Annotated in this window: 9 protein-coding genes; 5 read left to right on the top strand and 4 right to left on the bottom strand. The window is 68.8% G+C overall.

What is annotated here, in order from left to right; translation table 11 throughout:
- Window positions 1–331 precede the first annotated feature (331 nt).
- Both PGN12_01100 and PGN12_01105 read right to left on the bottom strand, forming a co-directional pair.
- On the bottom strand, window positions 332–1,618 hold the full coding sequence (locus tag PGN12_01100) for an MFS transporter (GenBank protein MEH3102489.1): 1,287 nt from the start codon (window positions 1,616–1,618) through the stop codon (window positions 332–334).
- A 19-nt stretch (window positions 1,619–1,637) separates the two neighbouring features.
- Window positions 1,638–3,170 (bottom strand): alginate export family protein, encoded by a 1,533-nt coding sequence (locus tag PGN12_01105; protein MEH3102490.1) that lies wholly within the window; start codon window positions 3,168–3,170, stop codon window positions 1,638–1,640.
- A 192-nt stretch (window positions 3,171–3,362) separates the two neighbouring features.
- Between PGN12_01105 and PGN12_01110 the strand changes: the two genes are divergently transcribed.
- From PGN12_01110 to PGN12_01120, 3 genes are read left to right on the top strand one after another with little or no spacing between them, the layout of a single operon-like run.
- The gene (locus PGN12_01110; protein ID MEH3102491.1) at window positions 3,363–5,093 is read left to right on the top strand and encodes a cache domain-containing protein; all 1,731 of its coding nucleotides are present in this window, start codon (window positions 3,363–3,365) and stop codon (window positions 5,091–5,093) included.
- Complete coding sequence (locus PGN12_01115) at window positions 5,090–6,421, top strand: sigma-54 dependent transcriptional regulator (protein MEH3102492.1); 1,332 nt, start codon at window positions 5,090–5,092, stop codon at window positions 6,419–6,421. Before PGN12_01110 ends, PGN12_01115 begins: the two co-directional genes overlap by 4 nt.
- 8 nt (window positions 6,422–6,429) lie before the next feature.
- Window positions 6,430–7,371, top strand: a complete 942-nt coding sequence (locus PGN12_01120; protein MEH3102493.1) for a M48 family metallopeptidase — start codon at window positions 6,430–6,432, stop codon at window positions 7,369–7,371.
- A 377-nt stretch (window positions 7,372–7,748) separates the two neighbouring features.
- Here the strand turns inward: PGN12_01120 and hemA are convergent, their stop codons facing one another.
- Window positions 7,749–8,993, bottom strand: a complete 1,245-nt coding sequence (gene hemA, locus PGN12_01125; protein ID MEH3102494.1) for a 5-aminolevulinate synthase — start codon at window positions 8,991–8,993, stop codon at window positions 7,749–7,751.
- Window positions 8,994–9,096: 103 nt separating this feature from the next.
- A complete protein-coding gene (murI, locus tag PGN12_01130; GenBank protein MEH3102495.1) occupies window positions 9,097–9,882 on the bottom strand; it encodes a glutamate racemase in 786 nt (261 codons plus the stop codon).
- A gap of 57 nt (window positions 9,883–9,939) precedes the next feature.
- On the opposite strand from murI, the gene plsY reads away from it, so the two are divergent.
- Both plsY and dprA read left to right on the top strand, forming a co-directional pair.
- Window positions 9,940–10,623, top strand: a complete 684-nt coding sequence (plsY, locus tag PGN12_01135) for a glycerol-3-phosphate 1-O-acyltransferase PlsY (GenBank protein MEH3102496.1) — start codon at window positions 9,940–9,942, stop codon at window positions 10,621–10,623.
- Window positions 10,616–11,692: a DNA-processing protein DprA gene (gene dprA, locus PGN12_01140; protein ID MEH3102497.1), complete on the top strand. Its 1,077-nt coding sequence runs from the start codon at window positions 10,616–10,618 to the stop codon at window positions 11,690–11,692. The genes plsY and dprA overlap by 8 nt, the downstream gene beginning before the upstream one ends.
- Window positions 11,693–11,961 lie beyond the last annotated feature (269 nt).

The following is an 11,961-nucleotide window of genomic DNA, read 5'->3' on the forward strand; positions in this document are numbered from 1 at the left end:
CCGATGTAGCGATCCGCTGGCGGGAGGGGAACCACCCCAAGGAAGCGGGCTGACGCAGTCCCCTCCCCTTCAGGGGATCGTTGCAAAAGGTCGGCGCAGCGCCCCTTTTCAAGCCGTACCCCGGCGGAGGCCGGGGTCCGATTGGAAAGGTCTTTCCGCTAGTTACAATCGCCTCCCGACTGGGCCCCGGCCTTCGCCGGGGTACAAGAAGGCGACTTTCGCAACGATCCCCTTCAGAAGAGGAGCCGGGGGTGGGGCCTGTCCGCAAGCGCGGCCCTCGCGGATACGCCCCACCCCAACCCCTCCCCGAAGGGGAGGGGCAAAGCAGCCCTCAATCCTCGCGGATCAGGCTGTTGCGCCCGGTATCGCGCATCCGCAGGTACACCAGCAGCGAAATGCCGATCATCACCGTGACATACCAGTAGAAGCCCTGCTCCCACCCATGGCTCTTGAAGCTGAGCGCGACATATTCGGCGGTCCCGCCGAACAGCGTGTTGGCCAAGGCATAGGGCAGCGCGACACCCAGCGCGCGGATGTGCGCGGGGAACAGCTCCGCCTTCACCACCGCGTTGATCGACGTATAGCCGGTGACGATGATGAGCGACGCCATCACCAGCAGCCCGGCGGTGACCGGGTCACGCGTCGCCTCCAGCGCCGAGAAGATCGGATAAGTGAACAGCACCCCCGCGACCCCGAACGCCACCATCAGCGGCTTGCGCCCGATCCGGTCCGACAGCCCGCCCGCGACCGGCTGGAGCAGCATGAAGACGAACAGGGTGACGGCGTTGATCTGCGTCGCGACTTCCTTGGAGAAGCCCGAGGTGTTGACCAGGAACTTCTGCATGTAGATCGAATAGGCGTAGAAGGCGAGCGTGCCCCCGGCGGTCAGCAGCATCACCAAGGCGGTTTCGCGCGGATGGTTCTTCAGCAGCGCGATAAAGCCGGACTTGGGCGCTTCATTGGCATGCGCGTTCTTGAAGCTCTGCGTCTCGGCCAGCCCGCGCCGCAAGTAGAAGACCACGACCGCCAGAAACGCGCCGACCACGAACGGAATGCGCCAGCCCCATGCCTCCAGCTCGGCCCTGGGCATCACCGATTGCAGGATCAGCAGCACCATGATCGCCAGCAGCTGGCCGGAAATCAGCGTGACATACTGGAATGCCGAAAAGAACCCGCGCCGATCCTTGCCCGCCATCTCCGACAGATAGGTCGCGCTCGCGCCATATTCGCCGCCGACCGACAGCCCCTGCATGAGCCGCGCGAGCACCAGCAGCGCGGGCGCGGCGAGCCCGATCGTCTCATAGCCCGGCGTACACGCGATGATCAGCGAGCCGGCGCACATCAGCGTCACCGACAAGGTCAGCCCGGCCTTGCGCCCCTTGCGATCGGCATAGATGCCCATGATCCACGCGCCGATCGGTCGCATCACGAAGCCGACCGCGAACACCGCGGCGGCGCTCAGCAATTGCGCGGTCTGGTCGCCCGACGGGAAGAAGTGCGGCGCGAAATACAGCGTGAACGCCGAATAGACGTACCAATCGAACCATTCGACCAGATTGCCGGTCGATCCTCCGATAATGGATTTCAGTCGATTGTCGGTCGTCGGCGTCCCCGCCATCGCGTCTCTCCTCTTTATATCAGAACCGGAAACTGACCCAGCCGGCCAGGAAATCCGAATTCTTGTAGCCGGCATTGGCCAGCGCATCCTTGACCATCATGTGCTCGTACCGCCCGGTCAGCGAGATGCGCGGGGTCAGCGCCCATACCGCCTGCAGGCGGATCAGGTCGGCGATATGCTTGCCGTCGACGTTCTGCGTATTGGCGAACGCCGCGCCCGAGGCGCGATACACCGCCTCGTTCTCGTTCGGGCGATAGGCCATCGTATATTCGCCGGTGACGCGCAGGTTCTTGACCGGCTGCACCGTCACGTTGGGCGAGATCGCGATCAGGTTGGTCGGGGTCAGGAACAGCTGGTAGCTGTAATAGATGTTGTTGCCGTACAGCCCGCTGGCGGTGCGCAGGTCGCCCTGCCCGCTCACCCCGCCGCCGCCGCTGCCGTAATCGACATGGACGCCGACGCGCGGGGCGGTCGCCGATTTGCCGACCCGCCACGTCTGCGCGAGGAACGCCTGCCACGCGTCGATCTTGCGGTCGTTGAAGTCGCCGCCCTGATGATTGATCGTCCAGTCGATCGTCGCGCGATCCACGTCACCGTACAGGTGCAGACCGTAGAACATCCGCTCCTCGCGCCCGGTCTGGCGACCCCACACCGCACCGCGGGTGCGCAGCCGCCAAACGAACGGGTCGAAGAACAGCTTCGACGTGCCGAGGAAGTCGTTCGGGAACGCATAGCCGAACGTCACCCCGCTGAACCGCCGCGACCCGTCGGTACGGTCGTCGCTCAGCCCCTCACGCCCGTAATTGACGTAGCGCAGGTCGAACACATCGGCGCGCACGCGCTTCCCGCGCACATAGCCGCGCACGCCGTCCAGCACGAAGTGCAGCGTCGGGTCGTCGCGGACCGAGGTCAACAGGTTCGGACCGTCCGAGAATTCCTGCCGCCCGCCGCGCACGCCGACCTCGGCGCCGCCGATCCGGCCCTTCACCTCGCCGAAGCCCTGTTGCAGCGTCAGCTGGTTGGTGATGTTCGCGGCGGGCGTGCCGATATTGACCCCGCTCACCCCCGCGTGCGCCAGCTCACCATAGAAGCGGACATGGTCGCCCAGATGCAGATCGGCGCCGACGTACACGCGCGTCCGGTCCTGCCGCTGCGCTTCGCGCTCGCGCAGATCCGGATTGGTGGTTTCCTGTACGCGGAAGCGGAACTCGCCCGACAGCGTCAGATAGACGTCGCCCGCCTGCGTCAGCGGCAGGAACTTGAGCCGGTCGAGCGGATCGTCGCGCTTCGCCGGGTCGCGCATCGACCGCCAGTCCTCGGCCCAGCGCGAGACGTTGTACTTGCCCGAGACGGTGCCCTCGCCATTGCCGATCGCCGGATAGCCGACCACCGACGGCGTGGCGGGCGACTCCTTGGTGCCAGTGACCTGCGCGGTGGCAGCAGGATCGGCGAGCGCGGGAGTAGCGACCAGCGCCGACGCACCGATCACGAGGCCGCGAATGGCTGCCCCACGCGTCACTTTCGCCTGTGCGCCATTGAAAATGCTGTACATTCGGTCCTCTCTCGCCGTGTTCCTCGGCTTGTGCACAGCATGACGTGCACAGGCGCGATCACAAAAATCAGCGGGGCCGTATGCTAAAATCATGAAAACACTCGTAACTTTTTGGAAACCTTGCGACAGATCAGGACGCGGCTCGCGAGAACCCGCGTGACTTCACCACCATCGTTGCAATATCCTGCACGCATGTCGCCCGCGCGTCTTTCCTTGCGGCTGATCGTGGCGGTGGCGCTGATCGCGTTGACGACGCTGTTCCATTTCGTCGCTTCGTCGTGGAGCGTCGGCCGCGCCCGCGCCGAGGCGCACGCCGCGGCGCTGGCCACGGCGCGGCAACAGGCGCGGCTGCTCGACAGCGAGCTTGCCAAATATCGGCTGCTCCCGATCGTCCTCAGCGAATACAGCGACTTGCGCGACGCGCTCGCCGGTGGAACCGGTGCGGGCGCGGCACGGCGGCTCGATCGCAAGCTCGCCCCGCTCGCGCAGCGCACCGGCGCGGCGGTGATCTATGCGATCGACGCGCGCGGGATGACGGTGGCGGCCTCGAACGCCGCCTCGCCGGACAGTTTCGTCGGCCACGATTATCGCTTCCGCCCCTATTTTCGGCTGGCGATGCGCGACGGCGCCGCCGAATATTTCGCCCTGGGCAATGTCAGCGGCCGGCCGGGACTGTTCCTCAGCCGTCGCATCGACGCAGCGGGCCGTGCGGCGGGCGCGGTGGTGGTGAAGGTCGAATTCGACGCGGTGACGCGCGTCTGGCGCAACGATCCCGGCACGACGTTGCTGGTCGATGGCAACGGCATCGTGCTCGCGACCACCGACCCGCGCGAGGTGCTGCACACGCTTCGCCCGCTTCCGCCCGCCACCCGCGCCGCGATCCGCGCCAGCGGGCAGTTCGGTGCGGAGCCGCTGCCCCCGACGCAGGTGCGCCCCGGTGCCGATCCCGGGCAATTGACCGTCGCGACCACGCTCGACGTACCCGGCTGGCAGCTGGTCCGCGTCGTTCCGATCGCGCGCGCGCTGCGCGAGGCGGCGGCACTGGCGCGTCTCGCCACCGCCACCTTCGCGCTCGTGCTGTTGCTGTTGACCGCGTTGCTGGTGTGGCGGACGACGCGGCTGGCGCGCGCGGCGCGGGTGCGCGCGCAGTTGCAGGCCGCGGTCAGCGAACGCACCGCCGAACTGAGCGCGGAGATGGAGCGCCGCACCGACGCCGACCAGCGCTTCCGCGCCGCGCGCGAGGAACTGGCACAGGCCAATCGCCTTGCGTCTCTGGGCTCGATCACCGCCGGTCTTGCGCATGAGATCAACCAGCCGGTCGCGACGATCCGCACGCTCGCCGAGAATGCGCAGCACCACCTTGCCGCCGGACGGAACGATCGCGTTCGCGCGACGCTGGAAAGCGCGGTGGCGCTGACCGCGCGGATCGGGTCGATCACGCAGGAGATGCGCCGCTTCGCACGCCGCGGCAGCGGGCGGATCGAACCGGTCGCGCTCGACGAGGTGCTCGACGGCACGCTGCTGCTGGTTGGCGACCGGCTGCGCGGCGCGCATGTCGCGGTCGACTGGCCGGGGCGCGGCCAGCCGACGGTGATCGCCGGACGGGTGCGGCTGGAGCAGGTGCTCGTCAACCTGCTCAACAATGCGGTCGATGCGGTGGCGGGGCGCGACGATCCGCGCATCGCTATGCTGGTGGAGGAGCGGGAGACATGCGTGGACCTGATCGTGGCCGATAACGGCAGCGGGATCGACCCGACGCTGGGGGAAGAGGTGTTCAGCCCGTTCGTCACCGGCAAGCCCGACGGGCTCGGGCTCGGGCTGGGCATCGCGCGCGATATCATGGCGCAGTTCGACGGTGCGCTGCGGATCGTGCCCTCGCCGCTCGGCGGCGCGGCGTTCATGGCCTCGGTGAAGCGCGCATGAGTGACTCGCCCGCGAGCGACGCGCTGCGCGTCCTGCTGATCGACGATGACGACGGTCTGCGTACCGCATTGGCCGACAGTTTCGCGATCGCCGGGATCGCGGTCGAGCCGTTCGCCGATGCGCGCGCCGCGCTGGCGCAGCTCGGCACCGATTTTCCCGGCGTCGTCGTCAGCGACCTTCGTATGCCGCGCATGGACGGCCATGCGCTCGCCGAGGCGGTCGCCGCGCGCGATCCCGAGCTGCCGGTGATCCTGATGACCGGGCACGGCGACATCGCCACCGCGGTCGCCGCGCTCAAGAAAGGCGCGTGGGACTTCATCGCCAAGCCGTTCGCCGCCGACCATCTGATCGCCAGCGTCCGCCGCGCGCTCGACGTGCGGCGACTGGTGCTCGAAAACCGCCGGCTGCGCGTCGCCGCCGCCGAGGCCGAGACGCACTATCCGCTGATCGGCGAGACGCCGGTGATGGTGCGGCTGCGCGAGACGATCCGGCAACTGGCCGATGTCGACGTCGATGTGCTGATCGAGGGCGAGACCGGCACCGGCAAGGAGCTGGTCGCGCTGCTGCTCCACCGCTGGAGCCACCGTCGCATGCGGCAGTTCGTCGCGGTCGATTGCGCGGCGCTGCCCGATGCGATCGCCGACGAGGCATTGTTCGGCAACCGCACGCAGGCAGGGCGGATCGCCGACGCCGATCGCGGGACCTTGTTCCTCGACGAGATCGACAGCATGTCCCCGGCCTTGCAGGGCAAGCTGCTGCGCGTCGTCGAGGAGCGCGAGCTGCCGCAAGCAGGCGCGGCACCGCGCGTCGTCAACCTGCGCGTCGTCGCCGCCGCCAAGACCGATCTGTCGACCGCTGCGGCGGATGGCCGCTTCCGTGCCGATCTGCTCTACCGGCTGGAGACGGTGCGGCTGCGCATCCCGCCGCTGCGCGAGCGGCGCGCCGACGTGCCGCTGCTGTTCGCCTATTTTCTCGGCGAAGCCGCCGAGCGCTTCGGACGCGAGCGGCCGATGATCGACGCCGCGGTCGAGGCGCGGCTGGTCAGCGACGACTGGGCGGGCAACGTCCGCGAGTTGCGCAACTTCGCCGCGCGCGTCGTGCTCGGCGTCGATGGCGGCGCGACCGAACCCGCCGACCAGCTCCCGCTGTCGGAACGCGTCGACCGCTTCGAGGCGGCGGCGATCCGCGCCACGCTGGAGCGGGTGCGCGGCGATGTCGGCGCGGCGGCGGCGGAGTTGCAGTTGCCGCGCCGCAGCCTGTACGACCGGATGCAGCGCCACGGCATCGAGCCTGCGGCGTTCCGCCCGACCGCCCGTCCGTCCGAGTAATGCGTATGATGTTCCGTTTTCTGGCCGTTCTGCTGGCGCTCGTCGCGCTGCCCGCCGCCGCCGCGCCCAGTCTGCTCGAGGTCGATCAGCGACTCGCGGCGATCGCGTGGCGGCTGACCACCGCCAATGCGCCGCTGTGTCGCGAGCAACAGCCGGTGATCGGCGCGACGCTCCACGCCGCCGACCAATATCCGACCGAATTGCGCAGCGCCTTCGCCGCGCCGGTCGCGGTCGAGCTGGTCGTGCCCGGCGCACCCGCCGCACAGGCCGGGGTGCTCGCCAACGATGGCGTCACCGCGATCGACGCGCAGCCGCTCGCGCCCGCGACGACGGGAACGGCGATGACCAGCGCGACCCGCGACGCCGCGCAGGCGCGGATCGCGGCGCTCCCGGTCGCCACGCCGATCGCGCTGACCGTGCGGCGCGACGGTGCGGTGCGCGAGGTGACGGTCCAGCCGCGCCCCGGCTGCCGCGTCGAGTTCGAGGTGCTGACCGGCGGCAAGCTCGGCGCGTCCTCGGACGGCCATGTCGTGCAGGTCGGCGGCGCGCTGTTCGAGCGCTTCGGCGACGATCAGATCGCGGTCGTCGTCGCGCACGAACTGGCGCATGCGATCCTCCGCCACCGCGTCCGGCTCGAGGCGGCGGGGGTCAAATGGGGGCTGCTCGCCGAATTCGGCCGCAACGCGCGGCTGTTCCGTCAGACCGAAACCGAGGCCGACCTGCTCGGCGCGTATCTGCTCCGCAACGCCGGCTGGGACCCGCAACTCGCGGCGCGCTTCTGGCGCGAGTACGGTAGCAAGATCGACGGCGGCATGTTCCACAGCCGCACCCATCCCTCGGCAAAGGACCGTGCGGCAGCGATCGAACGCGAGCTGGCGACGATGCCGGCGAATGCGCCCGTGCCGTACTTTCCGCCGATGTTGGGCAGGCGAGACGAGAGCCTCAACTAAACGTCTCGAACATCGTGGCGAGCGCGACGAAAAGAGTGTTTCATGCGGAGGCGCGGAGCACGCAGAGATGCATCGCCCGAGGCAGCTCAAGAGTTTGATCCACCCAAGCTGAAGCGTCACCCCGGCGAAAGCCCGGGCCCAGTTGGGGGACGCTGATGATAGAGGTCGCGCCCTATCTCGTAAGCCTTCCCAACTGGGCCACGGCCTTCGCCGGGGTGACGATAGGAAACGGTTCAAGCCGGGTGGATCATACTCGAAGAGATGATTTCAGGCGATGAGAGGATCGCAAGCCGGATGCGCCAAACGCGACACCTCCTCGCCTCCGTGCGAAAGCCCCTTGGTCTTCACACGCTCACGAACCAGCCAGACGGCAACGCTCAAGCCGCCGCGCGCAACGCCAGCCGGTCCCAGATCTCGACCAAAGCGTCGGTCAGCTCGCGCATCATCGCCTCGCTGTGCGCTGGCCCCGGCGTGAAGCGCAGCCGTTCGGCACCGCGCGGCACGGTCGGATAATTGATCGGCTGCACGTACACGCCATATTCGGCGAGAAGGATGTCGCTGATCTTCTTGGCCTTCACCGGGTCGCCGACCATCACCGGCACGATATGCGTCTCGCCCGCCATCACCGGAAGCCCGGCGTCGCGCAGCATCGCCTTCAGCGTCGCCGCCGCCGCCTGCTGCCCGTCGCGCTCCGCGCTCGATTGCTTCAGGTGCCGCACGCTCGCCAGCACGCCCGCGACCAGTACCGGCGACAGCGAGGTCGTGAAGATGAATCCGGGCGCATAGGAGCGGATCACGTCGACGATCGTACGATCGGCCGCGATATAGCCGCCCATCACCCCGAACGCCTTGCCCAACGTCCCCTCGATGATCGTCAGCCGGTGCGCGACCCCGTCGCGCTCCGAAATGCCGCCGCCGCGCGGGCCGTACATCCCGACCGCATGAACCTCGTCGAGATAGGTCAGCGCGTTATATTTGTCCGCGAGGTCGCAGATCGCCGCGATCGGCGCGACATCGCCTTCCATCGAATAGACGCTCTCGAACGCGATCAGCTTCGGCACCGCCGCGTCGTCAGCGGCGAGCAATTCCTCGAGATGCGCGAGATCGTTGTGCCGGAACACGCGCTTCTCGCACCCCGAATTGCGGATCCCCGCGATCATCGAGGCGTGGTTCAGCTCGTCGGAATAGATGATGCAGCCCGGCAGCACCTTGGCGAGCGTCGACAGCGTCGCTTCGTTCGAGACATAGCCCGAGGTGAACAGCAACGCCGCCTGCTTGCCGTGCAGATCGGCCAGCTCGGTTTCGAGATCGACGTGATAGTGGGTGTTGCCGCCGATGTTACGCGTTCCGCCCGAGCCCGCGCCGACGTCGTGGAGCGCTTCCTCCATCGCCGCGATTACCTTGGGATGCTGGCCCATCGCCAGATAGTCGTTCGAGCACCAGACGGTGATCGGCTTCGGCCCGTTATGCCCCGCGAAGCACCGCGCATTGGGGAACATGCCCTTGTTGCGCAGGATGTCGATGAACACGCGATACCGGCCTTCGGCATGAAGCCGGTCGATCGCCTGGGTGAATACGCGCGAATAATCGACGCCGCGCGCTTCGATGCTCTCCGTCTTCATGGTGCCCGCGATTACTCCCTCCGACCGGCGATGGCCAGCGCAGAACCGCATTCTCACTAATCGAAAAGGGTGGACAAATTGCCCCACCCCCCTGGCGCCGCGCCTATAGCGCCTCGACCCGCGCGAATCCCAGCCCCGCCGCCAGCCGCCGCTCGACCTCGCCAAGGCGCGTGAACACCAGCACGTCTTCCGCATGCGCCGGCCACGCCTGTCCCTCGGTGAGATGCACGATCCGCCGCGCGATCCCCGGCCCGCCGTCGACGAACCGCACCCCGGCCGGCGCGACCGCCGCCATCTCCGTCTCCAGCAACGGGAAGTGCGTGCAGGCATTGACGATCACGTCGATCTCCGCGCCCCGCGGCTGCGCGAACAGCCCTTCCAGCTCGCGCGCCAGCGCCGCCGGATCGGGGTCGATCCCCGCCAGTTTCGCCTCCGCAATCTCGACCAGCGCCGCCGACCCGTAGCGCAGCACCGTGCAGTCGGTTGCGAACCGCGCCGCCAGATCGTCGACATACGGCTGGCGGACCGTCGCGGCGGTGCCGAGCACGCCGATCACCCGCGACCGGCTCATCGCCGCTGCCGGCTTGATCGCCGGCACCGTCCCGACCACCGCGACGTCGAGCGCGGCGCGCACCGTCGCCAGCGCGATCGTCGACGCGGTGTTGCACGCGATCACCACCAGCCGCGGCCGATAACGCTCGACCAGCCGCCCGAGCAGCGCCGGCACCCGCGCGGCGATCTCCGCCTCGCTCCGCGTACCGTAAGGGAAGCCGGCCGAATCGGCGGCATAGACGATCGATGCGCGCGGCAGCAGCAGGCGCGTCGGCGCGACCACCGACAGCCCGCCGACGCCAGAATCGAAGAACAGGATCGGTGCGGATTCGATCACACCGCCCCCTAGTCCCGATCGATTGGTTCGGGCAACGCTGCCGGTGGCGTACCCGAAATGTTTCGGCTAAAGATCGCGGTCGAGGGGGATCGAACACTGCCGACCGAGATCATCTGGATAGCGCCCGCCGCGGCCTTACTGATCGGCTATCTGCTCGGCTCGATCCCGTTCGGTGTCGTGTTGACGCGGATCACGGGCGCGGGCGACCTGCGCCAGATCGGCTCGGGCAATATCGGCGCCACCAACGTGCTCCGTACCGGGCGCAAGGGGTTGGCGGCGGCGACCTTGCTACTCGATCTTGCCAAGGGGCTCGGCGCGGTGCTGCTGGTCGCCTGGTTGTGGCCCGGCGAGCAACCGCTGGCCGCGGCGGGCGCGCTGGTCGGCCATTGCTATCCGGTGTGGCTGCGGTTCCGCGGCGGCAAGGGCGTCGCGACGCTGATGGGCGTCGCGCTCGGGCTCGGCTGGCCACTGGGGCTGGTGTTCGCGATCCTGTGGCTGGGGCTGCTGGCGATCACGCGCATCTCGTCGCTCGCGGGGATGGCGGCGGCGATCAGCACCCCGGTGACCGCCGCGATTCTCGGCGACTTCGATCTCGTGCCGTTGCTGATGGCGCTCGCGGCGATCGTGCTGTGGAAGCACCGCGCCAATATCGCGCGGCTGGTCGACGGGACCGAGCCGCGCGTCGGCGGCTCGAAGACCACGCCGGCCGACGGCGAGGTGGCCGGAGACACCGGTGGATGACACGATTGCGCGGCTGCGGCTGATCCGCACGCCGTCGATCGGGCCGGTCAGTTACCGACAATTGCTGGCGCGGTTCGGCACCGCCGCCGCGGCGCTCGACGCCTTGCCCGATCTCGCCCGGCGTGGCGGCGGACGCATTCCCGCACCGCCATCCGTCGCGGCCGTCGAACGCGAGCGGCAGCTGGTCGACCGGCTCGGCGCGCGACTGCTGTTCCTCGGTGATCCTGACTATCCCGCGCTGCTTGCCGGGATCGACGGCGCCCCTGCGGTGCTCACCGTGCGCGGCGACCTGTCGCTGCTGGAGCGCACGCCGGTCGCCCTGGTCGGCGCCCGCAACGCCTCGGCGGCGGCGTGCCGCTTCGCGCGCGGACTGGCGCAGGAACTCGCGGCGGAGGGGGCGAGCGTCGTCTCCGGCCTTGCGCGCGGGATCGACACCGCCGCGCACGACGGGGCGGGGGCCGCGACGATCGCGGTGATCGCAGGCGGGATCGATGTCGTCTATCCGCCCGAAAACGAAGCGCTTCAGGAACGGATCGCGACGCAAGCGCTGTTGATCGCCGAAATGCCGCCGGGCACCGAACCGCGCGCGCGCCACTTCCCGCACCGCAACCGCATCATCGCCGGGCTCGCGTTCGGCACCGTCGTGGTCGAGGCTGCGCCGAAATCGGGCTCGCTCATCACCGCGCGGCTGGCCGGCGAGCAGGGCCGCGAGGTGATGGCGGTGCCCGGCCACCCGTCCGATCCGCGCGCGCAGGGCTGCAACGCGCTGATCCGCGACGGTGCGACGCTGATCCAGAACGCCGCCGATGTCCTCGAACAAATCCGACCGATCGACGCCCGCGCTGCGGTTCGCGCGCAGGCACCGCGCTGGGGTGCCCCCCCACCCGAAGACGCCACCGACACCGAACGCGCGCGGATCGCCGCGCTGCTCGGCCCGGTGCCGGTCGCAGTCGACGAACTGGTCCGCCAATCCGGCTGCGCGCCCGCGGTGGTGCAGATGGTGTTGCTGGAACGCGAACTCGCCGGACGGCTGGAACGCCACGCCGGTGGACGGGTGAGCCTTTGCTGAGCCACCGTCGCCGCCAGGGGGCGGTCGGTGGGTATTATTATCCGGCCACCGTCATCCCGGACTTGATCCGGGATCCCGCTTTTTCCCTCGGCCGCGAAGAAGAAGCGGGACCCCGGATCAAGTCCGGGGCGACGTCTGAGAGTATTTCGTCAAAATTACTGGTCGTCAGTCACCTGAAGACTGACCGGCCGGTCGTCGCCTGCCCCACCGCTCCGGACTTGACGCCCCCCGCCGCTCCCCTTCACCCTCGCACGTACGTGTGAGGCTCC

This window comes from Sphingomonas phyllosphaerae, assembly GCA_036946405.1.
GTDB classification, from domain to species: Bacteria; Pseudomonadota; Alphaproteobacteria; order Sphingomonadales; family Sphingomonadaceae; genus Sphingomonas; species Sphingomonas phyllosphaerae_D.